Source organism: Fictibacillus fluitans (assembly GCF_030418125.1).
Taxonomy (GTDB): Bacteria; Bacillota; Bacilli; order Bacillales; family Fictibacillaceae; genus Fictibacillus_C; species Fictibacillus_C fluitans.
Genome location: NZ_JAUHTR010000008.1, coordinates 190,263 through 214,883, shown reverse-complemented (window position 1 = coordinate 214,883; position 24,621 = coordinate 190,263). Strand labels below are relative to the sequence as shown.

Sequence of the window (24,621 nt, the reverse complement as noted above, 5' to 3'; positions counted from 1 at the left end):
TACTTCCTTTCAATATAGGCGTTTGATGTGTTTAACATTTAATTATGGTATGTGACTCCCGAAAATCCCTCTGCTAATCGGCCTTCGACAATATTCGATAAATCTTAATAGGTCTTTTTGCCTTTTCTATTAATAGGTTAGCACATATGGAATCTTTTTGAAACTATTAACTTAATATGTAAAAACAATAAAATGATAATTTATACCTATAAAAATCCCGTGCATATAGATTTTATGGATATTTAGATTCATATTATCTGAAATTTAATAGTAAATAAGGACTGATTGAAAAACAGCTCCATTTTTCCTTTTAATGAAAATAACTGCCTATATATAAGATATAAGGGAATAAATTAGCCATTTCATTCGACACCCTGCATGACCAGAATATTGAATATTCGATTAAATTAATTATAAAGACCTATATAACGACATTGATAAACTATTTTGTAAAAAGAAGGGAATGGGGGATCGAGAGCGAAAGTATACGGGTTATGGTAATGAAGGAGGGAGCAGGATGAGAGAAATTTGGAACAAGGTGGATGAGTATTTAAACTTTAATCTTCTTAAGGAGGATCGTGTACTTGAAGATGTCCTGAAAGCTAATCATGAAGCAGGATTACCCTCGATTGATGTTTCACCGGCTCAGGGGAAATTTTTGTATCTTTTGGCTAAATTAAAAGGAGCAAAACATATACTTGAAATCGGTACTCTCGGCGGGTACAGCAGCATCTGGATGGGAAGGGCTCTTCCAGAGGACGGTCTCCTGATTACACTGGAATACAGCCAGAAGCACGCACAGGTGGCGAAGGAAAATATTAAAAAAGCTGGATTGGAGACAAAAATTGAAATTATCGTGGGGCCGGCTCTCGAAACACTGCCCACACTAAAAGATATAGGATATCCATCTTTTGATCTTATTTTTATTGATGCCGACAAACCAAACAATCCCCACTACCTGAAGTGGGCACTTGAATATTCACACCCGGGCACGGTCATCATTGGAGATAATGTCGTTCGAAACGGAAGAGTGGTGGATGAGAAAAGTGTGGATCCGGGTGTAAAAGGATCACGCGAGCTCATTGATGTACTAGCCAAAGAGAGCCGAATCGAAGCCACAGCCCTGCAGACCGTTGGCAGCAAGGGCTATGACGGGTTTGTAATCGGGGTTGTGAAATAAAGGAAAAGAAGTGGAAGTTACCATCCTTCACATGAGCAAAGAGAAGTAATATGAGAAATGTGATGCCGGCCGTGCCAGGAATACAAACCAATATTCTGGGCGAGCGTTACCTTGCCTGAATCTGGATGAGTAAATGATTTGTTCAGATCTCTTGGTGAAAGTGACCTGAGAAGAACAACCCAACGGGCATGCAGGTTTTCAAGTAAGTGAATCGAGATATCAACGGGGAGCCTGGAGTCCGGGAGTTCTGCCCATAACGCTTCCTGATAGGGTTTAATCAAAGGATTTTCTTCTGTAAGCGCAAGTTTAAATCGGGCATAGCTGTTAAGGTGGCTGTCTGCCAAATGGTGAACAACTTGCCTGCTTGTCCAGCCGCCGGGACGATAGGGAGTATCCAGCTGCGGGTCGTTCAGGTTTTCAACCGCTTTTTTCAATGTTTGCGGAGCGGATTCAATATCAGAAATCCACTGAGTCACCTTATTGGCTGTAACCTCCTGATTCATATCAAATAATCCAATGGGATAGCGCAAATCCATCATGTAAACTTCTCCTTTCTAAATCCTGATAGTGTTAGTTTATCATGAGAAAAACCAGCGTTCATCAACGCTGGTTCTTTTTATTCAGCCAGGAAAGGATCGTTTTAACAATCTCATCCTGCTGTTCTCTGTTTGATATTTTGGCTGTTTTATCTCCGGTTTGCGTACCATACATCCCAAATTGGGCATGGTTTCCACCCTTTATCTCATGATAGGTGGACTCAGCGGGATTAAACTTTTTGTTTGCCTTGATTTTCGTTGGTGTACTCAGACCATCCCGTTCCCCTGTAATCGAGAGAAGAGGGAATTTGGCTTTAGACAAATCTGAGCTTTCAGTCGTATAAGAACCTAAGAAAATCAAGCCTTTGACCTTGTTCTGGTGCTCCAGACTGTAGCCGGCTGATGCAGGACCACCGAGAGAGTGTCCGCCAAGGTACCACTTTTTAATGGATGGGTATAGCTTCATTGCATCTTCTGCTTTATTTTTCCCCAATAGTGCGAGATTCAGTGGCATTTCAGGGATGATTACGAGATATCCTTCGTCGGAGAGTTTTTTTGCCCAATAGGAATAGGCTTCAGGCTCTACCTTGGCTCCGGGATAAAAGATAATGCCATCTTTCATCTCTTGGGATTTCGGCTTGTAAATATACAAATCCCCTTTATGCTGCACTTCCTGTTTTATGTTGATCAACTGGTTCAGCTGTGCGGTCGGTTTAAAGGTCTGTTGTGACCAGATCAAAAAGCCGCCAGCATAAACAATGAGCACAACCACCACAATGACTAACACAAATCTAAGTTTCTTATTCAAGGGAATCCTCCAGATGTTCCTCCACATAGGAAAGTTCTAATACTCCATTCTAGTATGGACAAACTTTGACCTTATGACAACAAAAGAGAACCTCTAAATAAAGGTTCTCAGTAATCAATCTATCAAGGTAATTTTTATACACCTATATGGCTTAGTTTCTCCGGATTTGAAACAGAGTAGATGTTTTGTATTTTATCATCTCTGACATCAAAGGAAAGAACCGAATAGATATGCTCCTCCGAGAAAAGAATGGCTCCGGGCATTCCATTGACAGAAGTAAAGGTAAGCGTAAGGTTCGGCGGCAGCTTTGACTGGATGCCCAGGTAAAAACGGACAATCCGGTCGGCACCCAAAATGGGGAAGATCGCCGCTTTTACTTTACCGCCGCCATCTGTCAGAAGGTTCGCATCGGCTGTCAGCAGGTTTAGAAGTTTACCGGTATCGCCCTTCATAAGAGCTTCAAAGAATTGCTCGGTGAGCAACTTTCCTTTTTGCGTCATTTTATGTTCTTGAGGTGGGGGGCCGATGCTTTTTTTTGCCCGATGAAAGATCTGCCGGCAATTGGTGCTGCTTTTTCCAACAATATCCGCTATGTCCTTGTAGCTGTAATCGAGGACTTCCTTCAAAAGAAAAACGGCACGCTCGGTTTCGGATAATTGCTGAAGCAGCAGCAGATACGCCGTGGATACAGATTCCCTCATTGAAACGTACTCCGAAGGATTTTGGTCGTGTGTGCTTTCTGTAAGCAAAGGCTCGGGCAGCCATGTTCCTACGTAGTGTTCACGCTGGCTGCGTGCCGATTTTAGCAAATCAATGCACCGGTTAGTCACCATTTTGCACAGATAGGCTTTCTGATTTTCAATGTGTTCGGCCTCTGTGTCATTCAAAGCGATGAAAACATCCTGAATGATATCTTCAGCATCCTGCACGCTGCCGAGCATGCGGTAGGCCAGTGAAAAAAGCAGTGGCCTGTAATCGGTAAAAAGTTGTTCTGATTGTAGAGGTTCCAATTTATGCCTCCCTCCGAATTTCGAGATTCCCATAGTTGTGAATAATCGCCGAAGCCGCTCTTTTTGCACTGGCGAATGCCGCATCAACAAGCATTTCGCTGTGGCCGGCCCCATCTCCTGCTACGTAAAAACCAGGCAGTTCTGGCACAAAGGGACCATAAGGAACATAATCCATCATGGCGCAGGAACCCTGTACGACAGCGATGTGGGGTAAGAATTGATAGGCTTCCAATTCGGTTCTCCAGCCAGGCTGCATTAAGTCCATGATTTTCTCCAGCTCTCGTTTATCGGCCTCAGGACTTGCAGTTGTCTCTGTACCCAAATACTTAAGAACACTGACGACAGAAGAGCCGTCTTCGCTTACTGAGGCTGCCCGGGATTGATTGGTAAAAAGGATATGCTGATCGATGCCAATGGCGAACTGTTCGTTTGGTTGTGGAAGTTTACGCAGTGAAACATCGAGACACGCAGCATATATTGGTTTGACGCTTTTTCTCCACCTATCCAAAGAGGTTCCTTCCATCCCCTCTAATAAGGAGTATGTTTGCTCAGGACCGGCAGTAGAGATGATGTAGGAAGCCTCCAGTTTCTCTTCGCTCTTGAGAGATAGGATAAATGAATTTTCCCTTTTTACGGAATCTACGGATTGATGATTCAAAAAGGTCACGCCGGCGTCGACCGCCAGTGTTTTTATAGCATCGGCTATAGTCTGCCATCCGCCATCAATGTACAGCACTCCTTTTAATCCTTTTTGCACCTGGGCGAGCACATTTCGGGCGTTTAGCTTTTCTGGTTCTATGCAATAGGTCGATGTTCTGCACAAAGCGTAAAAGGTATGCCTGACCATGGGATCTGTTATTTCTGTTTCCGCCCATTCACGCAGGCTAACAGTACTGATCGACTCCGGTTTCAATTTAGTAAGTTTCAACATCACTTTGCCGAATTCCATTTTGCCGCTCCAGGAAAAAAGCTTTGTGGCAAAAAGAGAGGAAAGGTGATGGGGCAGGGGGCGGATGGACTGGTTCCAGATAGCGCTGCCTTTTGTGCCCGGCGTTCCTCCTGAAGGAGTAATCCCAAGCTCGTGCAATACCGCTTCCGCCTCTCCACCTTTATAAAGAGCATGTGCACCGAGATTAAGGTAAGCTCCTTTTTTCTTTACCGTTTGTGCGCGGCCGCCTACTTCTTTTCCTTTTTCAATAATGACGGTTTCTATACCTGCTTCAGCCAGGTAAACAGCTGCAGTCAGTCCGGAAAGCCCTCCGCCAATGATGGCTGTTTCATATTTTTTCAAGAAAGATCCCTTCTTTCCTTTTTACCAACAAGACGAGAAAGGAGGGAAGATTGTGACATGAAAAAGGAGAAAATTTTTGATGTAAGGGTAAACTAAACCAAATTAACAACATCAAAGGAGTGCGGGCTATGGAAATCCACGGGAACATTCTTTTTGGAGATCTCGACCAGGGGACAAACGAGTTTTCGCTGCAGCAGGTGAAACACTTTATGACGCAATCTACGCTATCTTCCTCACAGCTGGAGAAACTGTACAGCTATTTGCAAAAACATCAGGATGATGCAGATGGCCAGGTGGTTTCGCTGTATGATTCCATGCTTTTGAGGCTGAGCCAGCAGGAAATCAGCATGCTGCTGAAGGATTTGGAGAATATTCAGTCTCACTATCATGGATAAGCACTTCAGTTGGAGGCAGCCTTCTTTTATTGTATAGTAATCAAATGAGTAAACTATGAATATTGGAGGGGAAACCACTGAAATTATCAACCAAGATCCTTGCCGGGCTTGTACTCGGTATTGTTGCCGGTGCACTGTTAAATGCCTTTATGCCCGGTCAAGTTAAATCTATCGATCATTATGTCCTTTCACCTATAGGACAAGCATTCATTCGAATCATTCAATTTATTGTTGTGCCTGTTGTCTTTACATCCTTAATCATTGGACTGACAAGTCTTCAGGGAACAGGGAAAATCGGCTCTTATACCATTAAACTGCTGCCATTATATATCATTACAAGTGCGGTTGCTCTGGCGATTGGTATGGTTACTGCGTATCTGCTTAAACCGGGTACAGGGGTTTCAATTAAGGAAGTCGGGCAGGGGCCAGACGCACAAAAAGGCCAGTCCTTAGTGGATTGGCTCGTCAGCATCGTGCCGACCAATCCATTTGAAGCATTAAGTACTGCCAACCTGCTGCAGGTCATCATTTCGGCTATACTCATCGGGGTGGCCATGAATCTTGTAAAAGAGAAAGCCCAACCCTTTTTGGCGCTGGTTAAAAGTGTTTATTCCATTGTTGAACGGATCCTTCAGATTATCCTGAAGGCTGCGCCGATCGGTGTGTTTGCGCTCATGGCTTCAGTGATTGCTACCCAGGGCTTTGGGGTGGTTAATAAGCTTTTAATGTATATTCTTGGTCTTATCCTTGCACTGGCAATCATGGGAGTGATTTATTATTTGATCCTTTTAATGGTTGGTGCCAAGCCCAATCATTTCTTTAAAAGCTTCTTCCCGTCTTTTTCATTGGCATTTGGAACAGCGAGCTCGAATGCTGCTCTTCCTGTAGCAATGGACAATGCCGGTGACCGTTACGGGATGAAACGGGAGATTGCCAGTTTCGCCCTCCCATTTGGGACTGCCTTGAAAAGGGACGGTGCAGCTATCCTCCAGGGCTTCAATGCCCTGTTTGTTGCCCAATTTTTTGATGTACCGATCACCGCATCACTCATTATGGCTGTGTTTGTCAGTGCACTTTTGGTTTCCTTCAGCACAGCAGGTGTTCCGGGCGCGGGCATCATTATGATGACAACGGTGTTATCTGCCGCCGGACTCCCGCTCGAAGGCATTGCGATCGTTGCCGGCGTTGACCGGTTAACCGATGGATTCCGAACTGCCTTAAATGTAATTGGAAATGTGGCGAATGCTGCAGTTATTGACCGTTGGAATAAATAAAGTACATTGAAAAAGGCCTTTTTGGGCCTTTTTTTGTGATCGAACATAGCTGGGAGAGAGCTTGCGGGCAACTTCTCCACACTTCCTATTCTTGTACCCGCTCACGATATAAGTTTTCAGCATATGGCATGAAAAACGACAGCATCCACCCATTGAAAAGGGCGGTTAACAAGGTACCAATCCCAATCGGACCGTGTAGGAAGTAGGCGAATGTAAGTACAAGCATACTGATCAGGAGGCGGGAGGTACTAAGGCTTAGGCTAAGCTTTTCCCGAAGAATCAGCATTAACCGGTCCAGGGGGATTGGGGCAATATTTCCCTGTAAATAAATCGCTGTGCCGATGCCGATCAAAAGCATGCCCGCTATCAGCAAAACAAGCTGAAGGAGAAACGTATCTGCCAGCAGCCAGCCTCTTAAGGAAAAGTACCAGGCATCAATTCCAGCACCAGTTACGACAGCGGTGCCAAGCGCGAGGAATTCAGGACGTTTTCGTAAAAGAACGCTGTTCAGTCCCATCATCACCAAAGCGATAATGATTTCCCAGGAACCGACTGTGAGACCAATGGTTCTATAGAGACCAACCAAAAGAGAGTCATAAGGGGATGTGCCGAGGTTGGAAAGGATGGATAAGGCAATGCCAAGGGTTAAGATCACAATGCCGATCAGATAAAAGAAGAAGCCTTTGCGGGTCATATATCCGCTCCTTTACAAAAGAAAGACCCTGAAAACAAATTTCCAAGGTCCTTACCTCAATCTATGCAAATAAATTTCATCACTTACTCATCAGATGCGGATTTATCCACCCAATTTTCACACTGGATTCAAGGTTCTTAAATAACTATCCTGATTTTAGATGTCTCATGCTAAAATATGATTATCGATTAATTTGTTGGTGTGGGGAAGAGGGGAAGCAAGATGTGGGGCAATAAAAACTTCTTATTATTGATGTTTGGTGTGGCGGTTTCAAGCACAGGGTTGTGGGTTGGAATTATCGGTAACCTTGAGTTTTTGCAAAAGAATGTGGAATCGTCGTTTTTACAGGCACTGATCCTGTTATCAGGATTTCTTGTGGGGGTGTTTCTTGCCCCAATGGCCGGGAGGATTATTGACCGGGGAGACAAGAAGGAAATCCTGATTTATTCGGGTATTGCGAGGTGTCTGGCCATTGGTTTTATGTTTTTGGCAATCGCTTACAACAATGTGTGGTGGATGCTGATCTACACGTTTGTGATCGGCATTTCCGGCACCTTTTCCAATCCGGCCATGCAGACGCTCATTCCGTTGATCGTGAAAAAAGAAGAGCTGCTGCAGGCGAACGGCGTATACATGAACCTGTTTACAGGAGCACGGATTGCCGGGACTGCACTTGGCGGAGTAATGCTTGTCAGCATGTCACTATCCGCTTTGTACACCGTGACACTGGTTTCCTATGTTATTCTGCTGTTTGCCACGTTTTATTTGAAAGTGGACGAAACACCGAGAGAGAAAACAGACGGCGGCAAAAAGGAAAGCTTCTTCAGTACATTAAAGGAGCTGTATCCGATCGTGAGGCATCAGCACAAAGTTCTCTACAGCATTTTTCTTTTGATTCCTCCGTATCTGTTTCTTGCTGGATTCAATCTGATGGTGATTGAGATCAGCCAAATCCAGCAGTATCCCGGAATCAAAGGGATTCTCTATACGACCGAAGGATTGTGTGTTTTCCTGGGGACATATCTCGCCAGGCGGTTTTTAAAGGATGCGAAACTGCCTTACTTATTTGGGATTGTTTTTATCTGCGCGCTGGCCCATATCTCTTTGTTTATGGCAAGCCACTTGGTGATGTCGGTGGTTTCATTCGGTTTCTTTGGTCTCGCAATGGGGCTGCTGTTTCCTGTCACAACGACTATTTTTCAGACCGATATTCCAGCCGATTATCACGGCCGGTTCTTCTCGATTAAAGGCATGACCGATAACATTCTTTTTCAGATCTTAATGCTTTTAACCGGTCTCTTCCTTGATACCATTGGATTTGAAAAGATGGTAATTACCTTTGGCATCTGTTCATTTTTCATTGCTTCACTGATCTTCTTGCAATACCGGATACGTGAAAAGCAGAACAGCAGAAAACCAGTTGTGGCTGCAAAATAAATTTGTATTCAAGAAGGAAGATGGAAACAAACATAGAAAATGTATATTGCATCAAGAAACACAGAGTCAGGCATCAATGCATCAGCTCAAGAAACCAAACGTTATATCGCTGCCCGGGAACTCATATGCATGTTTAGCAGGAACATTATCATTGAGGGGGTATTCCTATGCTTTGGTTATTGCTATTGTTGGTTGCCGCTGCGGTGATGGTAGGAATTTTGGTGCGTATCAGCAAAAGCCATCAGGATTCCGAACCTGAAACCTTATCCACTCCATTGCTTGAAACTGAAAAAATAGAAAGCAGCAGCACGCTGAGCGGAGGACCGATGTAAGATCGGTTCTCTTTTTAAGGGGAAAAATTGAAAAAGTGGTTGCTTACATATTCAGTGTGTAGTAAACTAATAAGGAACGTATGTTCGTATAAAACTAAAAATGAGGTGTCGTGATGATTAAAGGTATTTATCCTTATTTGGTGACGAATGGTAACGGACAGGAAGCTGTAAAGTTTTACGAAAGAGCTTTAAACGCAAAGGTGCTTGGTCTCCAAACATTTGGTGACATGCCGGATAACCCGGAACACCCAACACCGGAAGAAGCGAAAAACCGTGTGATGAATGCCCATCTTAAGGTAGGCGATACAGATTTGATGCTATCCGATACATTCCCTGGAATGCCGTATCAAACAGGAGACCAAGTAACGATTGCCCTTATCACCGACGACATCGCAACATCCAAGGAAATCTTTGAAAACCTTCGTGAAGGCGGCAACGTCATCATGGAAATGCAGGAAACGTTCTGGAGCCCTTCCTATGGTCAAATTAAGGATAAATATGGAGTCACCTGGCAAATTTCTGCCATGTAAATCAATGACGCGGAGGCGGTAGATGATGAGTATTTCTATGCCCAAAATAACACCCCATTTGTGCTTCAATGACCAAGCTGAAGAGGCGGTCGATTTTTATGTCTCCATCTTCAAAAACTCCAGGGTTATGAACGTTACGAGGTATGGTCAGGAAGAACATGGGGCTGAAGGACAAGTAAGAACGGTGAGATTCCAGATTGATGGCCAGGAATTAATAGCAACGAATGGCGGCCCATACTTCAAATTCAGTGACGGTATATCTCTTTATGTATCCTGTGACACGCAAGAGGAAGTTGATTATCTATGGGAAAAACTTTCAGAGGGTGGAGAAAAACAGGAATGCGGCTGGTTAAAGGACAAGTATGGGGTAACTTGGGAAATTACACCGAGAATTGCTTGGGAGATGGTGAATGATCCTGATCCTGAAAAATCCCAACGCGTCGTGAAGGCGATCTATAAAATGGAGAAGTTGGATGCTGAAAAAATAAAGCAAGCATCTGAGGGATCTTTAGAAAATTAAAGCTTGTAAAATAAAAAGCTGCTTCGGCGGCTTTTTTTAGTTGAAGAGAGGAAACGCGCCTTAAGCTGAAGAAGATACTTACGCTGCTTTTCATAAATCTGGTAAGCTTAGATAGGAAACCTTGTAAAAAGGAGTGCCTGAAATGATTCATCCGATAAAAGAAAGTTCAGAAGGGCTTGAAGTGCTGAAGGCTGACTGCGAGCAGTGCTTTGGATTATGTTGTGTCGCCTTGCCCTTTGCCAAGTCTGCAGATTTTGCGCTGAACAAAGACAGTGGAACTCCATGTCCCAACTTGCAGCAAAATTTTATGTGCGGCATTCATCAAAATCTCAGAGAGAAAGGCTTTAAAGGCTGTACCGTGTATGACTGTTTTGGTGCAGGACAAAAAGTTTCCCTATCTACTTATAAAGGGCTGGATTGGCGCAATGATAACAAACGTGCGCAGGAAATGTTCGATGTTTTTCCGGTCATGCAGCAGCTTCATGAAATGCTCTATTATTTAAAGGAAGCACGGAACAGGGAAGAAACCCAATCCATAAAAACGGAGTTACAAGACTGCTATGAAACGATCGAGAGTCTTACAAACATGAAACCCGAAGCCTTGTTGCTCCTGGATGTACAGGCTCATCGATCCCAAGTGAATGGTCTTCTGCTCCGTACCAGTGAACTGGTGAGAAAAGAACAGAATAGAGCAAAAAAGAAAAGCACCAGCTTTCTGGGGGCAAAGCTGCGGAAAGCGGATCTCAAAGGCAGTGACTTTAGAGGTGCACTGCTCATTGCCGCTGACCTGCGGGAAGCGGATTTGCGAAGGTGTGACTGGATTGGTGCGGACATCAGGGATGCAGACCTGAGCGGGGCGGATGTAAGAGGAAGTATTTTTCTTACACAAATCCAGGTAAACGCTGCAAAAGGGAATCGTAAAACAAAGCTTCCTCCGCACGTAAAGCAGCCGGAACACTGGCTATCTTCCAAAATTTGAAACTTTTAGATGAAGTCGATCGTTATAAGAATAGAAGGAAAAAAGAGAGGAGACAATCTATGGTTACTCCGCTTTTGGAACAAAAACTTCAAGATTACCGTGATACATATGAACAGCTAAAAGGTGCGCTTAAATGGAAGGTCAGTGACCAGCGAACCTTGATGATGGTTGCTTCGATGTATGTGGTCAACAACAAGTCTTTTGATTTACAACAATTTTTAAAGGTAAGTGACTATATCAAGGATAATGTCGGTGCATTTAATACACTGAAATCAACACCCCGATTTACCATTGGAGCCATGTTGGATGTGTATTTCGACGAACCGGAAAAAAAGTTCCATGAACTGATCGAGATTTACGATCAAATGGTTGATGAACGTTTCAGCCGAGGCGCTTCCACTTATCTGGCCGCCCAGGTGCTTCTTGGCCAGAGGGAAGAGGGTAAAGACATTCCCACTGACCGGGTGATGAAGGTGTACAAAGGGATGTCGTCCCATCACTTCTTCCTCACCTCAAGCACCGATTACCCGCTTGCGGTCCTGTTGGCGGGCAGAGAAGGAACCGTAGATGAAATCATGGATCATGTGGAGCATTTTTATAAGGAGCTCAGCAAGAACGGCCTTTCAAAAGGAAATGATCTTCAATTTATGAGCCATATTCTATCCATCGATCATGAAACTAAACCAGATGAATTGATCCAGCAATCCATAAAGGTTTACGACACGTTTAAAACGTTATGGAAGAGACCAAAGGGAATACATTACCCGCTGGTCGGTCTTCTCGCCTTGTTAAAAGACGGGGAAGATGAAGTCTCGACCGTATTAGAAGCTTTCGACCGTTTAGGCAGTGAAAAGCCGTTCAGGTGGCATAAAGACATGAACCTGATCATGGCGGCAAACTTAACCATCAGTGAAAAGCTGGATAATCCGGCATTGCTGGGGACGGGTATCTATGCTGCGGTGGATGCGATCATCCAGGCGCAGCAAGCAGCCATGATTGCGGCCATTTCAGCTGCAACGGTGGTGAATTCCTCTGGTGATGGGGGAAGTTGAGCAACCGTGATTTGAACAAAAAGCTAGGAACCCGAATTCATTTCAGGTTCCTTTTTACCATTCTTTAATGTGGAAACTTGGGTTAACATGGAGTTGATTCACATAACAGGCACATTTAAGGAGGCGCTCCACATGATTTGGTATATGGCTGTCGTGTATTATGTGTTGCCGATTGTGATTATGTTTGAGTTAATTCGCGGGAAATTCCCCAGCAAACGGGCTTGGCTGTTCGAAGTGGTGGGAGTCGGATTCATTATCGCTTATCTTTTCCTGACGGGAAGATGGGACATTGTCAGTTATTACTTTCGAATTATCTGGCCGCTGGTCTTTGTTTTTGTTGCGGTGCGGTCGTATGTGAGATCAAGAGATCTTCCGGCAAAAGGGCCCGCCAAGAATTTTACGTATCTATTTGGTATGGGAGTGCGTGTCATTCTGATCGGCTTTTTTGGTTATGTAACGGCAATGGCACTGACCGGTTATTCAAAGGGCGATTCGGAACTTGCGCTCTCTTTTCCCTTAAAGAATGGCACCTTTTATACTGCCCATGGCGGGGCAGCCACGAACATCAACTATCATCACCCTTATCGGCCACAAGCCTATGCACTGGATATTGTTCAGCTAAACGGGCTTGGGATTCGCAGTAATGGATGGAATCCAGATAACCTGAAAAGCTATGAAATATACGGAACAGCCATCTTCAGTCCATGTGATGGAACTGTCATGAAAACAAAAGACGGGCTAAAGGAAATTCCTCCGTCTAAAATGGACGATTCAACGAAGTCCTATCGTGAAAAATATCCTGAAGGCAATCATGTTGTGCTGAAATGCAAAGACACTGACGTTTTGATGGCACATATGATTCCTCAATCGGTTCAGGTGGAAAAAGGGCAGGAAGTCGCTTCAGGAGACCAACTCGGCAAAGTGGGAAACTCAGGAAATACCTCAGAGCCTCATCTGCACATCCACGCGGAAAGGGATGGTAATGGGGTGCCCATTACGTTTAATGGACGATTTGCCAAGAGGAACAGTTTGTTTTTTGAGTGATTAGGATAAACAGGCCGGGTAAGAAAATAGAGGTAGAAAAGGGAGTCTGAAATTGTTGTATTATGTCATTGATGCATTTACAGAAACAAAATTCGGGGGCAATCCGGCAGGTGTTGTGATTCACGAACATTTAAACGACGAATTCATGCAGAAGTTTGCGGCAGAAGTCCGTTTTTCAGAAACCGCATTTGTAAGAAAAGTAGATCATAGAACGTTTGAAATAAAGTATTTTACACCGAAGTCCCAAGTGGAACTTTGCGGGCATGCCACCATTGCAGCATTCAAAGCCCTTTTGGACCAACAAACGATTGAAGGAAATAACACGTATTTTATAAAAACATTGGCAGGTACACTCTCTGTTGAAGTCCGCCCACCCCTCTTTATGATGGAGCAAGCAGAGCCAAAGCTCGGAAAGATAGTGAACAATTACGATGATCTTTCAAAGATATTTAACATTGAAAAATGCCAAATCGGTGACACCCAGTTTCACTTAGCACCTCAAGCGGCAAGTACGAGTCTTTGGGATATCATGCTCCCTGTGAAAACAAAAAAAGATTTGTATGATCTAAATCCTGATTTTATTGCGCTTGCTGAATTTTCAAAAGCCAACAATGTCTGCGGAGTGCATGCATTTACGCTGGACGCGAAAGAAGGTATTGCCGAAACAAGGAACTTTTGTCCACTATATGGTATTGATGAGGAAGCAGCGACAGGTACCTCCAATGGGGCATTAACCTACTATCTTTATAAAAACGGGGTAATCCATACATTTAACCAAGAGTATACGTTCCTTCAAGGCTATAGCATGGACCGGCCTTCGGAGATCATTACTAAGTTAATAGACGAAGACCATCCAAAGGTTATGGTGGGAGGGAACGCGGTTATTTTGTCAAAAGGTGAAATTTGCTAAAGACAGATATGTAAAAAGAAGTCTCCAGTTAAGGATTCTTCTTTTTTGCCTTTTATTAGGGCTAAAATAAGCTTCTCTTACTTTTTCCTTTCTTCCAGGGTTTATTGTGATGCTTCTTATCTGGTATTTTACATGGAGTACTGGAAGAAGAGGAAGAAGAGGTTTTGCTTGAAGAGGATTCACATTTTTTCTTGCTAGAACTGCTTGAACTAGAGGAGGATTCCTCACGGGCCTGTTCTGCTGTTCCTGTAGGTTGCATGTATAGGGAAGCTGTATTAATGGTAATGCTACCAGTTACCGTGCCAGTGATTGACCTTAATACGATTGAAACCGTTTCACCAGGCAATAAGGTAAAATGTAAAGCCACTTCCAAATTCGTATTGATTGAAGTACCTAATACAGTTGTTACAGGAATGATTTGACTGGAACTGGAATCAGTAATTATCCTACCCGTACTGGTTATCAGCTCAAAGTTTAGAGTGTAAGGAGCTGTAGTAGTAGCTGTTGTAATTGTAGTACTTACAATATACGCGAAGTCATAAGTTCCTCCTTCAACAGATTGTAATCCTGAAACTATCCCGTTGCGTACAAACTCTACTCCTCGGGTTGTAGCAGCGTCATCTAATGAAATTATTAAAGGGAATGTTGGTATCGCGGCGGCTGCTATAGTCTGAAATGAGCTTTCTTTTACTGCGATCCCTGATCCCCTGCCAGCTCGAAATAAATCTCCGCATGGTAAAGTTGGAAAGCCTCGAAAATCTGACATTTCATTTCTCCTTTACAAATTATTTCCTCGTTATAGTAAATGCACCTAGTCCTCTTTTTGTATAGGCAATTTTATTAGGTATTAAGATAAGCAAACGTAAATTTAAAATAAACACAAAAAGCCCGAGATTTCTTTTGAAATCTCGGGCTTGTATAATTTAATTAAAGAAGGTATGCCTCTACCTACATGATACATGCAATTGATTCCTTAATTGAGCAAACGGATGGAATGAAAATGCTTGATGCAGGCTGTGGAGCAGGATACTTAAGCAGGTTTCTTGCTAGAAGAGGAGCAAGTGTAACATCCATTGATTATTCTAAAAAAATGCTTGAGATTGCAAAGGGGAAAACTCCAAAAGAACTCGACATAATTTTCCACCATGGCAATTGTGAAAGGCTGAACTTTCTCGATGATTGTGCATTTGATATCATCGTGTCCAATATGGTAATTCAGGACCTGGCTGATTATGAGGCAGCGCTTAGTGAGATGCTTCTTCTTTTGAAGAATGGCGGCTATTTTGTTTTCTCCATTCTTCACCCTTGCTTTGTTACACCAATAGTGACTGGGTAAAAAATTCGGCAGGACAGAAACAATATTGGATGATAGATAAGTATTTTTATGAAGGAGTATACGAGCAGTCACTTCCTGCGGATGCGGCGGAGAAGATCGTATACTATCATCGCTCGCTGTCCAGCTATTTTAAAGCCATTCAAAAAGCCAAATTTATCCTGGAGGAATTGGTAGAACCAAAGCCGTCCAAAGAGATGCTAATCAAATACCCTCAGTTTGAAGAAGACTTTAATATCTCTAATTTTATTGTATTTAAAGCAAGAAAACAGCTTGTTTGACAAAGGTGAATGTTAAAAGATAATAAACAGGTTAATAAGCGTCTGAAGCAGAAGGGAGTAATAGTGATATTACTCTCTTTTTTTATTCCGAAAACGAAAGAAGGAAACAAGAATGAACCTATCGAATCTTGAAGTACGAAAAAGGAGGGGATTTTTAATGGAGTTTAAATCACCACAAATTAATTTGTATGTTGATCATTTGGAGGAATCCAAAGCATTTTATGAAAGACTTGGTTTTAAGTTAACCTTCACCGCAGAGATTGAGGGTAAAGCAACACATCACGAATTAGTACTGGATGGTTTTTGTTTAGGGATAGCCACTAAGGAATCAGCTAGAGACGTTCATGGTTTAACACCTGGTAAGAATGAAGGTTGTGAGATTGTGTTATGGACGGAAGATGCAGATTCAGCCATTGAATATTTATCAAAACATGGTGTCACAGTGGTATCAGAACCGCACGATTTCCTAAATCTGAGAGCGGGCTATGTAGAAGATCCAGATGGTAATTCAATTCATATTGTTTGTAAAAGGAAACCGTAGTAACAATTGGCGGATATCTGTAACAGGGTATCCGCTTTTTGTCAGAGAGTAATGAAGAAGAGATATGAAAAAGTTGCTAGAATAGGAGAAGAATCCACATGGCGATTGAGTATTTTCATTTTGATACATATCCCGATACTAAGACAGTAGAGGGCATCACCCACTTGCATAATGATATCTTTGGCAGTTCAGATGATCTGGCCGGCCGGATGAAAGAAAAACCTGATTTGAAAATGGAGGTGGCAGTGTATGGAGAAAAGATAATCGGTTATAAAATAGGTTACGCGCTTAACCGGGAGCAGTTTTATAGCTGGCTGGGCGGGGTGAAGGCTAACTATAGAAATCATGGTATTGCCTCAAAGCTGATGAAACAGCAGCATCAGTACCTTAAAGCCAGCGGGTACAAAGCCGTGCAAACAAAAACCAAAAACAAGTGGCGCAGCATGCTCATTCTAAATATTAAATCAGGGTTTGATATCATTGGTACCTATACGGATGGCGAGGGAGAACCTAAAATCATTCTTGAAAAGAAGCTAGTGGAGTAACGTACATAAGAAAAAAGAATAAAAGGAGGAAGCTATGTTATATCGCAGACTTGCAAACACATCGGAACGAATACCTGCTATCGGACAGGGAACCTGGAAGATGGGCGAGAATAAAGTCACTGAAAAACAAGAAATTGAGGCACTTCGCTTCGGCATAGAACAAGGTCTCACATTAATCGATACGGCAGAGGAATACGGAAAGGGCGGAGCAGAGAAAGTTGTTGGCCAAGCCATACGGGATGTGAGAAAAGAAGTATTTCTTGTTACGAAAGTATCGGCAAAAAACTGTTCCTATCAAGGTGTACTGAGAGCAGCAGAAGACAGTTTGGAACGTTTAAAAACGAATACTATTGATCTGTATTTACAGCACTGGCCGAGCGAAGAGTTTGAGCTGGCGGAGACAATGGAAGCCATGGCTGAGTTGGTTAGAAAGAGCTTGGTGAAAAATGTGGGGGTCAGTAATTTCTCACCGCAATTGATGCAAGAAGCGCAGCATCACTTAGGCAGTATTCCGCTTGTTTGCAATCAAGTCGCCTACCACTTGAATGATAGAAGGGCCGAGCGAGATGTGCTGCCCTATTGCAAGGAAAACAACCTCACCGTCATGGGATATTCCCCCTTCGGTTATGCCCCGAAAGTCTTTGGCATGGCCGGGTTTCCTGAAACGGGTTCAAGAGAACGGGAGGTATTGGACGATATAGCGAATAAATATCATGCATCGGCCTATCAAGTGGCATTAAATTGGGTGTTAAGGCAGGAACCGCTTGTTACAATCCCAAAAGCAGCAAGTAAGGAGCATATCAAAGATAACCTGAATGCATTACGATTTAAACTGGAAGAAGAGGATCTTGAACAGATCGAGCTTACTTTCCCGGTTATCAAGTAATTTATTATGTTGTGATCACTAGTCAAGGAGGAAGAGGATGGAAGTTTTTGAGAAATATTTAGCAGGCATTGATAATCCCGAACACCGCACTCGAATGGAGGAAATCCTAATGTGGGTAGCTGATCAATTCCGGGATATGGAACCACAGATCAAGTGGAATACGCCCATGTATACTGATCACGGCACCTTTATCATTGGCTTTTCCACAGCGAAGCATCATTTTAGCGTGGCACCCGAAGAGGTTTGTATGGCTCACTTCGCCGATGACATTGCACAAGCGGGCTACAGTTCAACCAAAGGCCTGTTCCGGATACCGTGGAAAAAGCCGATCAATTATGAACTGCTTGAGAAAATCATCAAATTTAACATTCAGGATAAAGCAGAATATACGAAGTTTTGGAGGGAATAATCCATACCCTTTCGATTTCAGCAAAAAGGTCTCTATCTTTATAAAAATAGAGGCCTTTTTTTACTGCCTCAAAACATAAGGGATAATTAAGTATCAACAATAATATAATAAAAAACAATAATGATTTATTGTAAAACGATAAATACCATGTTAAATTTAAATGGACAATATATAAGTGAGGTGTTTTCTGTGAAACGCGTATCAACACTCTTTTTAAAAATAGCGCTATTTCTTATTGGATTGCCCGTTCTTGCCATGTGCATTTTTTTGGTGCCCGAGATCGCAAAATACATCGCAGTGAATCCTAAGCAAGGGTATTTGAAATATCTTGTTTATCTGGATTTATACGCATCCGCTATACCTTTTTACTTTGCTCTGTATCAAGCTTTCAGGCTTTTAAACTACATTGACAGGAATGTGGCTTTCTCTGAACGGTCTGTAAGAGCGTTAAAGAAGATAAAGTACTGTGCAATCACAATCAGCATTCTGATCGGATTGGGCATGCCGATCTTTTACCTTCTGGCGCAGATGGATGATGCCCCGGGAATTATCGTCATTGGACTTGTGATTATTTTTGCCTCCATCGTGATTTCTGTTTTTGCTGCTGTACTTCAAAGGCTTTTACAAGATGCCATTGATATAAAATCAGAAAATGACTTAGTAGTCTGAGGTGATGACATGGCAATTATAATCAATATTGATGTGATGCTGGCTAAACGGAAAATGAGTGTAACCGAGCTTTCGGAGCGGGTGGGAATCACAATGGCGAACCTTTCTATCTTGAAAAACGGGAAGGCGAAAGCAATACGATTAACCACGCTGGAGGCGATTTGTAAAGCGTTGGAATGCCAGCCCGGAGATATCCTGGAATATCGAAATGAAGATTAATAATGTAGATATGAAAAAATGGAGGCTGAATTCATGGGACCACTAAAACAACTCATTCGCTTTGGTTGGGAGCAAGCTCTGTCCTGTCTGTTTCCTGTTGTTATTTTTGCCTCGCTGGCTCTCACAAAAATTCTTTCGCTTCCATTTTTGGCACGATATGATTGGCTGCTCATCATATGCGTCCTGATGCAATGGTGGATGGTACGCTCTGGCCTTGAAACACGGGATGAATTGAAGGTAATCACGTTATTCCACTTGATCGGGCTTACTCTTGAGCTTTTTAAGGTGCATATGGGTTCCTGGGCTTATCCCGGGGATGGATTTTTCAAAGTCTATGGAGTGCCTTTGTACAGTGGATTCATGTACGCGAGTGTAGCCAGTTATCTGTGCCAGGCTTGGAGAAGGCTAAATGTTGAACTGGTTAAGTGGCCGCCGTTTTTGGTGGTGGTATCTCTTGCCTCGATGATTTATTTGAATTTTTTCACCCACCATTATTGGATGGACGTTCGCTGGTGGTTATCAGGACTTGTACTCGTCGTCTTTTGGAAATCGTGGGTGACATATGATGTTAATGGGACCCGTTACCGCATGCCTCTCGCACTTTCTTTTGTACTCATCGGATTTTTTATATGGATCGCTGAAAATATCGCAACATTCTTTGGAGCCTGGCAATACCCCAATCAAGCCGGAGCTTGGAGTCTCGTTCATCTGGGGAAGGTGAGTTCGTGGCTCTTGCTGGTGATCGTTAGTTTTCTGATCGTAGCGACGTTAAAGCAAGTAAAGGAAAAAAGCCCGTTAGACCCCAATCCAGCTGTAAAGACATCTCTTTAAAAGCAAATGTGCATGTTGCAGGGTTGATAAAGTTATCGAATTTCTTTTGCTTCAGTCCTGGGTCCAGAGGCTCATTTTATCAATACCATACCGGGAAGGAATATAGTACCATTTAGATATGGGTGATGGAAATTTCGGTTATAAATTGAGGCGATGTCATGAGTAAATGTGATAAAAGTTCTTTTTGCATGACTTGTTCAAGAAGTAAGTTCGAGGTGAAGGTGTTAACACCTGTTCATGGTAAAGAAACGTTGATTGGTTACTTTTGTGAAGATCACTATGATGAGGCAGAAGTTCAACATAAAGAAAAGGAAAGGCAACAAGACGGTAAAAAAAGAATTCGTTTCCAGCTTTGAAAGTTGGAGAGATGGTCCTAAAGAAATTTCTATTTCACAAGCTTCATCCGCATGGCAGCGACAACCGCCTGTGTGCGGTCCCGGACACCGAGTTTTTGCATGATATGGTGGATATGAGTCTTTGTAGTGGCCTCAGAAATGCATAAGACAGATGAAATTTCTTGGTTTCTTTTGCCATAAGCCAGCAGCTGCAGCACTTCGGTTTCACGCTTGGTTAAGGGCTCGATCAGCGACTGTTGGGCTGCTGCATGCAGTTGATCCGTGGTGTTTGAAGTTAAAATTTGGTCAAGCGCCTGTTTGGCCGTGCTGCTATTAAACAGAGTGGCTCCCCGGTGCATGGCTCTTATTCCAGCCAACAGCTCTTCGGTTTCAGTGTCCTTCAGCAAGTACCCCGATGCGCCTGCGCGAATCCCTTCAAATACATACTGTTCCACATCAAATGTGGTTAAGAGCACGACTTTTGTGCCGGGCAGAGCTTCAATAATTGACTTTGTGGCTGTAATCCCCGTTCCTCCGGGCATCCGGATATCCATGAGGACGAGGTTGGGAACATGAGATAAAGCAACATCGACCGCTTCCTCACCGCTCGAAGCCTCTCCGACCACCTGCATGTCTTCCTGTATGTCCAATACGTAACGCAATCCTTTACGAATAAACGGCTGGTCATCTGCAAGCACGATTCGAATCATTTTTTCGGTTGGCATATTCAGTCTCCTCAAATTAAACGCTGGCGGTAAAATTCAGCGGTATCTTTGCTTTTATCTTTAAACCCTTCGGAGAGTTTGCCGAAAAGTGGATACTGCCGCCAGCTGATTTGCACCTTTCCATCATACCGCTTAAACCAAAGCCAAGATTCAACGGCTTTTCACTGCTGAAATGGCCGTCATCCGTTATGAGCATTTCTACATATTCATTTTCTTCCTTCACGATAATATTGACCTCGGTCGCATCAGCATGTTTAAGAATATTCGTCAAGGCTTCTTGCAGAATCCGGTACAGAATGACACTGCATTCAACCGTCCACTCACTGATAATGCCAGTTTCTTTATAGGCGATCTTCATCAGGGAATGGCCTTCCATTAGGGAAACAAGGCCTTGTAATGCGACAGGTCCCAGTCCTTTTTCATCGTTCGACCATTCCTTGACGGAAGATCTTATTTCCTCCAGCCCATTTCTGGCAATCTTAAGAATGTCGTCTACGCTTTCTTCCGCTGCTGCTGGCTCCTTGGAAATCATCAGCTTTAATGCCTGTAGTTGAACGATTAGCGAGGTCATGTGATGTCCCAGTCCATCATGAATATCACGCGCAAGTCTTGTGCGCTCTGTAAGGGCAGCATATCTCATTGTATGTATGGACGATTGCTGCAATTCGGAATAGGCATCATTCAATTGCTGCAGCTGTTTTTCATTTTTATCATGTGCTTCCCGTAAGAGGCTTTGGTTTCTGACAGCTGCATACATAAGAACAGCTGCAATAAGTGCCCCAAAGGATAAACCGTCTATCAGCATCAGGAAAAAAATAAAACAGACCGTAAAGACAGCAAGAATGACGGTCGATCGGTTCCATTTCGAATGTGCTGTTCCCAGCAGGTACAGCATCGGCCAAAACATGCGGTGATCAGGATAATCGGAAAAGAGCAGACGAACGATGAAGATCAATGCCGCAAGAACACATACTACAAGGAAAAACCTTTTGAAGTTCCATTGGCCGTTAAGCATCATAGCCATCCAAACATAACAAGCTGCAAAGATGGCATGAAAAATAAGTATGGGTTTATACGGAGAGGGGTGGTCGGGCAGGATTAATATAAAAAAGATAACGATAAAGGTAATATGAACGGCCTGTTGGTTAAAGTACCGGGCAATGTTTATATTCATTATCATTTCCTTTGTATGATGTTTTTCTCATTATATCAGATGGTTTAGTCACTCTCCTCAATCAATCGATGTAGACCTAAAAATAAAAATCAACTTCTCGGTGGATTTAAAAAAATGCCGTTCATGATAATTTTTTATTACACCATAAAAACGAGGAGTGTTAAAAATGGAGTCATCCACAAACGTTAAACCAATGGAAAAAAGGAGTACGACTTATTTTTGTGTAGAATTGATGAAGAAACGATGGCCCTCTATTCTGGCGCTGGTAATTGCTGCATCAGGGCTTCCGGCTTCAACGGATCCCATGTCCTTGCTGCTGTTTCTCATAGCGCTTTTCTATCCGATTTCCGGGGCGATCCGGGGGCATTTGCGCAAAAAGAGCACCATCTTCATACAGGCAATTGCAGTAGGGATTTTTGGTATGATTGCGTTAGTATCCGTTTATGTTGACCGGGAAGCAGGTCTGATTCTCCTGGCGGCAGGTTATATCGGCCATGCCATTTGGGATATTGCTCATTTTAAGAGCGGGAAGATCGTCCGGCGGGGGTATGCGGAGTTTTGTGCAGTCCTTGATTTGTGCATTGCCCTCGTTCTGCTTGGCCCGGTTTTTATCTAAAACATCTTAGGTGCTGAATAACAAAAGGAGCCATCCTGCAAGGATAAGCTCCTTTTTGTATTCACTTTTATACAGTGGCTTTCCGCAGGAATAAATAAGACAGTACAGCATAAATCAGGCTCAGGATCAGAAGGTCGAAAGCAAGCATGTTGGGATGGTCTGCGACCCAGTGAAAGAGGGTGGACCACCAGTGGAAGTAGGTGCAGGCAAAAGTGATAACGGACAGAAGAATAGCGGCGATTAGAAAGAAAATATACATTCCCGGCCAGCCGAAACGGATGAAAATACCTGATATGACAAAGCCAGATAAGGAGGTATTGATTAGTACGACGAAGAAGATCCAGAACTGCCAAAAGCTGTTGGCATCAAATGAATGGAGTAAACTGAAGAAGTGCAAGTTATATCCCCATCCGCTTGTAACACTGCTTTCAAGATAGGAGAGCAGGGATAGGACAATGGCTGAAAGGATGCTTGCCATAACAATAACTGTCAGCGTTCCAAAAAAGTAATCTTTTCTCCGTACACTCAGTCCCAGTGAAAAGGAAAAGGTTTGATTGAGGGTGACCATACCGGCAACAAACATGTAGATAAAGATGGAAACCAACCCTCCTGTGTAAAAGCCAGCCTTATCACCGATCAAAAAAGCGATAATTAAATTGATGAAGAAACTCGACAGCAAAATGATCCATGGCATACCGATCCAGGTCAGCTTGTGCTTCAGGTGAATTTTTATTACCGGGGATATAGGATTCATTGGTTAAGGTCCACCTTTCTTTTCGGCGTATTGTTGGTTAAATGGATGATGAGCTGCTGGAGAGACACAGGTGTAATCTCCAAGCCGAGCTCTTCGGCTTCCATCCGGGTTTGCTTATCGAGGGGTTCAAAAACGGTAGTTGAAACGATGCTGCCCATGGATTCCTGATGCAAGATTTGTTTACCTGACATGAAAGAGTCCATGATTTTGGCTGAGCCTATGGCTGTATACGCGCGGCCGCGAATGGCATCCACTTCTTCATTGATGATCAGCTTTCCTTGATCGAGGAGCAAGACATGCTCCAGCATCCGGCTTACTTCATCAATTAGATGAGTTGAGAGAATAATCGTCCGCGGGTGCTTTGCATAATCCTCCAGCAGCCGGTCATAAAAAATTCCTCTGGCAACCGCATCAAGCCCCAGGTAGGGTTCGTCAAAGATGGTTAGCGGTGCCCTGCTGGCGAGGCCGATCACGATTCCGACAGAAGAAAGCATTCCTCTTGATAGCTTCTTGATTTTCCGTTTCACTGGCAGTTTGTATTCTTCTAGTAACGAGTAGGCATACTCATTATCCCAGTTGGGAAAGAGCGAGGGGCAAAGATCCAGTACATCAGCAATGCGAAAAAGGTGGGGATACTGCTGTCCTTCTTTAATGAAGCAGATCTGGCGGAGAACGGACTGATTCTCATAAGGGGCTTCTCCGAACACTTTGATTTCACCGCTTGTCGGAAACAGCTGCGCGGTAATCATATTCATGATCGTTGTTTTACCGGCGCCATTTCTTCCGAGCAACCCATAGATTTTTCCCTCTTCAATTGTAAAACTGACATCATTGACCGTGGTGGCGCTGCCGAACGATTTTGTCAGCTGGTTTACTTCAATAATATTCGTCATTGTAATTTTCCCCCTTTCATGATCATTTCTGATAATTGGTCCCGTGTGATCCCGATTTTCTCGGCTTCCTGGATCATTGTGATCACATACTGTTCCAGGAATTGATCTCTGCGTTTTTGCATTAACTTTTCGCGTGCTCCTGCCGTTACAAACATGCCAACACCTCGCTTTTTATACAAAATGCCTTGGTCGACCAATAGATTGACACCTTTTCCGGCTGTAGCCGGGTTGATCTGATAGAAGGATGCAAACTGATTCGTTGAAGGAACCTGTGATTCTTCAAGCAGTCCACCTTCAATGATGTCATTTTCAATGCGTTCTGCAATTTGTACATATATCGGACGGCTGTCATCTATCACCGTTATGCCGCCTCCTCTTTACTTATTTGGTTAACTACTGGTGTAACTAACCTCATCAT

32 protein-coding genes and 1 pseudogene are annotated in these 24,621 nt (G+C 43.3%); 22 read left to right on the top strand and 11 right to left on the bottom strand.

Going from position 1 to position 24,621, the window contains the following annotated elements:
- Positions 1–517: 517 nt before the first annotated feature.
- Positions 518–1,180, top strand: a complete 663-nt coding sequence (locus tag QYB97_RS16105; protein ID WP_301167025.1) for an O-methyltransferase — start codon at positions 518–520, stop codon at positions 1,178–1,180.
- A 17-nt stretch (positions 1,181–1,197) separates the two neighbouring features.
- Here QYB97_RS16105 and QYB97_RS16100 read toward each other — a convergent pair whose 3' ends face one another.
- The 4 genes from QYB97_RS16100 to QYB97_RS16085 form a co-directional block, all read right to left on the bottom strand.
- Positions 1,198–1,719 carry a YfiT family bacillithiol transferase gene (locus tag QYB97_RS16100; RefSeq protein ID WP_301167024.1) on the bottom strand — a complete coding sequence of 174 codons (522 nt, stop codon included), beginning with the start codon at positions 1,717–1,719 and terminating at the stop codon, positions 1,198–1,200.
- A gap of 61 nt (positions 1,720–1,780) precedes the next feature.
- A complete protein-coding gene (locus QYB97_RS16095) occupies positions 1,781–2,524 on the bottom strand; it encodes an alpha/beta hydrolase (protein WP_301167023.1) in 744 nt (247 codons plus the stop codon).
- Positions 2,525–2,658: 134 nt separating this feature from the next.
- Complete coding sequence (locus tag QYB97_RS16090) at positions 2,659–3,534, bottom strand: RNA polymerase sigma-70 factor (protein ID WP_301167022.1); 876 nt, start codon at positions 3,532–3,534, stop codon at positions 2,659–2,661.
- 1 nt (position 3,535) lies between these two features.
- Positions 3,536–4,825 carry a phytoene desaturase family protein gene (locus QYB97_RS16085; protein ID WP_301167021.1) on the bottom strand — a complete coding sequence of 430 codons (1,290 nt, stop codon included), beginning with the start codon at positions 4,823–4,825 and terminating at the stop codon, positions 3,536–3,538.
- 128 nt (positions 4,826–4,953) lie between these two features.
- Here QYB97_RS16085 and QYB97_RS16080 point away from each other — a divergent pair, with 128 nt between their 5' ends.
- Positions 4,954–5,220, top strand: coding sequence for a hypothetical protein (locus QYB97_RS16080; RefSeq protein WP_301167020.1), 267 nt, complete (start codon positions 4,954–4,956; stop codon positions 5,218–5,220).
- Positions 5,221–5,282: 62 nt separating this feature from the next.
- On the top strand, positions 5,283–6,494 hold the full coding sequence (locus QYB97_RS16075; protein ID WP_301167019.1) for a dicarboxylate/amino acid:cation symporter: 1,212 nt from the start codon (positions 5,283–5,285) through the stop codon (positions 6,492–6,494).
- Positions 6,495–6,579: 85 nt separating this feature from the next.
- Here the strand turns inward: QYB97_RS16075 and QYB97_RS16070 are convergent, their stop codons facing one another.
- On the bottom strand, positions 6,580–7,188 hold the full coding sequence (locus QYB97_RS16070; protein WP_301167018.1) for a YczE/YyaS/YitT family protein: 609 nt from the start codon (positions 7,186–7,188) through the stop codon (positions 6,580–6,582).
- A 222-nt stretch (positions 7,189–7,410) separates the two neighbouring features.
- On the opposite strand from QYB97_RS16070, the gene QYB97_RS16065 reads away from it, so the two are divergent.
- The 8 genes from QYB97_RS16065 to QYB97_RS16030 all read left to right on the top strand — a co-directional run bounded on the left by QYB97_RS16065 (position 7,411) and on the right by QYB97_RS16030 (position 13,992).
- Positions 7,411–8,625 (top strand): MFS transporter, encoded by a 1,215-nt coding sequence (locus QYB97_RS16065; protein WP_301167017.1) that lies wholly within the window; start codon positions 7,411–7,413, stop codon positions 8,623–8,625.
- A gap of 167 nt (positions 8,626–8,792) precedes the next feature.
- Entirely contained in the window at positions 8,793–8,957 is a 165-nt protein-coding gene (locus QYB97_RS16060) for a hypothetical protein (protein WP_156412550.1), read from the top strand.
- 113 nt (positions 8,958–9,070) lie between these two features.
- Entirely contained in the window at positions 9,071–9,487 is a 417-nt protein-coding gene (locus QYB97_RS16055) for a VOC family protein (protein WP_301167016.1), read from the top strand.
- Between the two features lie 22 nt (positions 9,488–9,509).
- Positions 9,510–10,007, top strand: a complete 498-nt coding sequence (locus QYB97_RS16050; RefSeq protein WP_356948189.1) for a VOC family protein — start codon at positions 9,510–9,512, stop codon at positions 10,005–10,007.
- Between the two features lie 142 nt (positions 10,008–10,149).
- A complete protein-coding gene (locus QYB97_RS16045; RefSeq protein WP_301167015.1) occupies positions 10,150–10,986 on the top strand; it encodes a pentapeptide repeat-containing protein in 837 nt (278 codons plus the stop codon).
- A gap of 59 nt (positions 10,987–11,045) precedes the next feature.
- The gene (locus QYB97_RS16040) at positions 11,046–12,038 is read left to right on the top strand and encodes a DUF4003 family protein (RefSeq protein ID WP_301167014.1); all 993 of its coding nucleotides are present in this window, start codon (positions 11,046–11,048) and stop codon (positions 12,036–12,038) included.
- 132 nt (positions 12,039–12,170) lie between these two features.
- Entirely contained in the window at positions 12,171–13,082 is a 912-nt protein-coding gene (locus QYB97_RS16035; protein WP_301167013.1) for a M23 family metallopeptidase, read from the top strand.
- 55 nt (positions 13,083–13,137) lie between these two features.
- Entirely contained in the window at positions 13,138–13,992 is an 855-nt protein-coding gene (locus QYB97_RS16030; protein WP_301167012.1) for a PhzF family phenazine biosynthesis protein, read from the top strand.
- Between the two features lie 61 nt (positions 13,993–14,053).
- Here the strand turns inward: QYB97_RS16030 and QYB97_RS16025 are convergent, their stop codons facing one another.
- Positions 14,054–14,758, bottom strand: coding sequence for a hypothetical protein (locus QYB97_RS16025; RefSeq protein ID WP_301167011.1), 705 nt, complete (start codon positions 14,756–14,758; stop codon positions 14,054–14,056).
- A gap of 180 nt (positions 14,759–14,938) precedes the next feature.
- On the opposite strand from QYB97_RS16025, the pseudogene QYB97_RS16020 reads away from it, so the two are divergent.
- The 10 genes and pseudogenes from QYB97_RS16020 to QYB97_RS15975 form a co-directional block, all read left to right on the top strand.
- A pseudogene (locus QYB97_RS16020) lies at positions 14,939–15,328 on the top strand (class I SAM-dependent methyltransferase); the annotation flags it as partial.
- 29 nt (positions 15,329–15,357) lie between these two features.
- Positions 15,358–15,606, top strand: a complete 249-nt coding sequence (locus tag QYB97_RS16015) for a hypothetical protein (RefSeq protein WP_301167009.1) — start codon at positions 15,358–15,360, stop codon at positions 15,604–15,606.
- Positions 15,607–15,763: 157 nt separating this feature from the next.
- Complete coding sequence (locus QYB97_RS16010; RefSeq protein WP_301167008.1) at positions 15,764–16,147, top strand: VOC family protein; 384 nt, start codon at positions 15,764–15,766, stop codon at positions 16,145–16,147.
- A 98-nt stretch (positions 16,148–16,245) separates the two neighbouring features.
- Positions 16,246–16,692 carry a GNAT family N-acetyltransferase gene (locus tag QYB97_RS16005; RefSeq protein ID WP_301167007.1) on the top strand — a complete coding sequence of 149 codons (447 nt, stop codon included), beginning with the start codon at positions 16,246–16,248 and terminating at the stop codon, positions 16,690–16,692.
- Positions 16,693–16,726: 34 nt separating this feature from the next.
- Positions 16,727–17,578 (top strand): aldo/keto reductase, encoded by an 852-nt coding sequence (locus QYB97_RS16000; protein ID WP_301167006.1) that lies wholly within the window; start codon positions 16,727–16,729, stop codon positions 17,576–17,578.
- A gap of 37 nt (positions 17,579–17,615) precedes the next feature.
- Positions 17,616–17,987 (top strand): iron chaperone, encoded by a 372-nt coding sequence (locus QYB97_RS15995; protein ID WP_301167005.1) that lies wholly within the window; start codon positions 17,616–17,618, stop codon positions 17,985–17,987.
- Between the two features lie 189 nt (positions 17,988–18,176).
- Positions 18,177–18,656 (top strand): DUF2975 domain-containing protein, encoded by a 480-nt coding sequence (locus QYB97_RS15990; protein ID WP_301167004.1) that lies wholly within the window; start codon positions 18,177–18,179, stop codon positions 18,654–18,656.
- 9 nt (positions 18,657–18,665) lie between these two features.
- Positions 18,666–18,875: a helix-turn-helix domain-containing protein gene (locus tag QYB97_RS15985; protein ID WP_301167003.1), complete on the top strand. Its 210-nt coding sequence runs from the start codon at positions 18,666–18,668 to the stop codon at positions 18,873–18,875.
- 33 nt (positions 18,876–18,908) lie between these two features.
- The gene (locus tag QYB97_RS15980) at positions 18,909–19,706 is read left to right on the top strand and encodes a DUF817 domain-containing protein (protein WP_301167002.1); all 798 of its coding nucleotides are present in this window, start codon (positions 18,909–18,911) and stop codon (positions 19,704–19,706) included.
- 158 nt (positions 19,707–19,864) lie between these two features.
- Positions 19,865–20,062: a hypothetical protein gene (locus QYB97_RS15975; protein WP_301167001.1), complete on the top strand. Its 198-nt coding sequence runs from the start codon at positions 19,865–19,867 to the stop codon at positions 20,060–20,062.
- 29 nt (positions 20,063–20,091) lie between these two features.
- On the opposite strand, the gene QYB97_RS15970 is transcribed toward QYB97_RS15975, so the two are convergent.
- Both QYB97_RS15970 and QYB97_RS15965 read right to left on the bottom strand, forming a co-directional pair.
- Positions 20,092–20,766, bottom strand: a complete 675-nt coding sequence (locus QYB97_RS15970) for a response regulator transcription factor (protein WP_301167000.1) — start codon at positions 20,764–20,766, stop codon at positions 20,092–20,094.
- Between the two features lie 16 nt (positions 20,767–20,782).
- The gene (locus QYB97_RS15965) at positions 20,783–21,940 is read right to left on the bottom strand and encodes a sensor histidine kinase (RefSeq protein ID WP_301166999.1); all 1,158 of its coding nucleotides are present in this window, start codon (positions 21,938–21,940) and stop codon (positions 20,783–20,785) included.
- A 166-nt stretch (positions 21,941–22,106) separates the two neighbouring features.
- Between QYB97_RS15965 and QYB97_RS15960 the strand changes: the two genes are divergently transcribed.
- Positions 22,107–22,556: a hypothetical protein gene (locus QYB97_RS15960; RefSeq protein WP_301166998.1), complete on the top strand. Its 450-nt coding sequence runs from the start codon at positions 22,107–22,109 to the stop codon at positions 22,554–22,556.
- A gap of 67 nt (positions 22,557–22,623) precedes the next feature.
- On the opposite strand, the gene QYB97_RS15955 is transcribed toward QYB97_RS15960, so the two are convergent.
- From QYB97_RS15955 to QYB97_RS15945, 3 genes are read right to left on the bottom strand one after another with little or no spacing between them, the layout of a single operon-like run.
- Complete coding sequence (locus QYB97_RS15955; protein ID WP_301166997.1) at positions 22,624–23,310, bottom strand: hypothetical protein; 687 nt, start codon at positions 23,308–23,310, stop codon at positions 22,624–22,626.
- The gene (locus tag QYB97_RS15950; RefSeq protein ID WP_301166996.1) at positions 23,307–24,203 is read right to left on the bottom strand and encodes an ABC transporter ATP-binding protein; all 897 of its coding nucleotides are present in this window, start codon (positions 24,201–24,203) and stop codon (positions 23,307–23,309) included. Before QYB97_RS15950 ends, QYB97_RS15955 begins: the two co-directional genes overlap by 4 nt.
- Positions 24,200–24,568, bottom strand: coding sequence for a GntR family transcriptional regulator (locus tag QYB97_RS15945; protein ID WP_301167071.1), 369 nt, complete (start codon positions 24,566–24,568; stop codon positions 24,200–24,202). The genes QYB97_RS15950 and QYB97_RS15945 overlap by 4 nt, the downstream gene beginning before the upstream one ends.
- Between the last annotated feature and the right edge of the window lie 53 nt (positions 24,569–24,621).

Coding starts and splice junctions, on each gene's coding strand:
- QYB97_RS16050 (WP_356948189.1), top strand. CDS start 9,510: ATGATGAGTATTTCTATGCCCAAAATAACACCCCATTTGTGCTTCAAT.
- QYB97_RS16015 (WP_301167009.1), top strand. CDS start 15,358: ATGATAGATAAGTATTTTTATGAAGGAGTATACGAGCAGTCACTTCCT.
- QYB97_RS16035 (WP_301167013.1), top strand. CDS start 12,171: ATGATTTGGTATATGGCTGTCGTGTATTATGTGTTGCCGATTGTGATT.
- QYB97_RS16070 (WP_301167018.1), bottom strand. CDS start 7,188: ATGACCCGCAAAGGCTTCTTCTTTTATCTGATCGGCATTGTGATCTTA.
- QYB97_RS16065 (WP_301167017.1), top strand. CDS start 7,411: ATGTGGGGCAATAAAAACTTCTTATTATTGATGTTTGGTGTGGCGGTT.
- QYB97_RS16000 (WP_301167006.1), top strand. CDS start 16,727: ATGTTATATCGCAGACTTGCAAACACATCGGAACGAATACCTGCTATC.
- QYB97_RS16040 (WP_301167014.1), top strand. CDS start 11,046: ATGGTTACTCCGCTTTTGGAACAAAAACTTCAAGATTACCGTGATACA.
- QYB97_RS16025 (WP_301167011.1), bottom strand. CDS start 14,758: ATGTCAGATTTTCGAGGCTTTCCAACTTTACCATGCGGAGATTTATTT.
- QYB97_RS15985 (WP_301167003.1), top strand. CDS start 18,666: ATGGCAATTATAATCAATATTGATGTGATGCTGGCTAAACGGAAAATG.
- QYB97_RS16105 (WP_301167025.1), top strand. CDS start 518: ATGAGAGAAATTTGGAACAAGGTGGATGAGTATTTAAACTTTAATCTT.
- QYB97_RS16060 (WP_156412550.1), top strand. CDS start 8,793: ATGCTTTGGTTATTGCTATTGTTGGTTGCCGCTGCGGTGATGGTAGGA.
- QYB97_RS15975 (WP_301167001.1), top strand. CDS start 19,865: ATGAGTAAATGTGATAAAAGTTCTTTTTGCATGACTTGTTCAAGAAGT.
- QYB97_RS16010 (WP_301167008.1), top strand. CDS start 15,764: ATGGAGTTTAAATCACCACAAATTAATTTGTATGTTGATCATTTGGAG.
- QYB97_RS16055 (WP_301167016.1), top strand. CDS start 9,071: ATGATTAAAGGTATTTATCCTTATTTGGTGACGAATGGTAACGGACAG.
- QYB97_RS16045 (WP_301167015.1), top strand. CDS start 10,150: ATGATTCATCCGATAAAAGAAAGTTCAGAAGGGCTTGAAGTGCTGAAG.
- QYB97_RS15955 (WP_301166997.1), bottom strand. CDS start 23,310: ATGAATCCTATATCCCCGGTAATAAAAATTCACCTGAAGCACAAGCTG.
- QYB97_RS16080 (WP_301167020.1), top strand. CDS start 4,954: ATGGAAATCCACGGGAACATTCTTTTTGGAGATCTCGACCAGGGGACA.
- QYB97_RS16100 (WP_301167024.1), bottom strand. CDS start 1,719: ATGATGGATTTGCGCTATCCCATTGGATTATTTGATATGAATCAGGAG.
- QYB97_RS15980 (WP_301167002.1), top strand. CDS start 18,909: ATGGGACCACTAAAACAACTCATTCGCTTTGGTTGGGAGCAAGCTCTG.
- QYB97_RS16005 (WP_301167007.1), top strand. CDS start 16,246: ATGGCGATTGAGTATTTTCATTTTGATACATATCCCGATACTAAGACA.
- QYB97_RS15965 (WP_301166999.1), bottom strand. CDS start 21,940: ATGAATATAAACATTGCCCGGTACTTTAACCAACAGGCCGTTCATATT.
- QYB97_RS15995 (WP_301167005.1), top strand. CDS start 17,616: ATGGAAGTTTTTGAGAAATATTTAGCAGGCATTGATAATCCCGAACAC.
- QYB97_RS15950 (WP_301166996.1), bottom strand. CDS start 24,203: ATGACGAATATTATTGAAGTAAACCAGCTGACAAAATCGTTCGGCAGC.
- QYB97_RS15970 (WP_301167000.1), bottom strand. CDS start 20,766: ATGCCAACCGAAAAAATGATTCGAATCGTGCTTGCAGATGACCAGCCG.
- QYB97_RS15960 (WP_301166998.1), top strand. CDS start 22,107: ATGGAGTCATCCACAAACGTTAAACCAATGGAAAAAAGGAGTACGACT.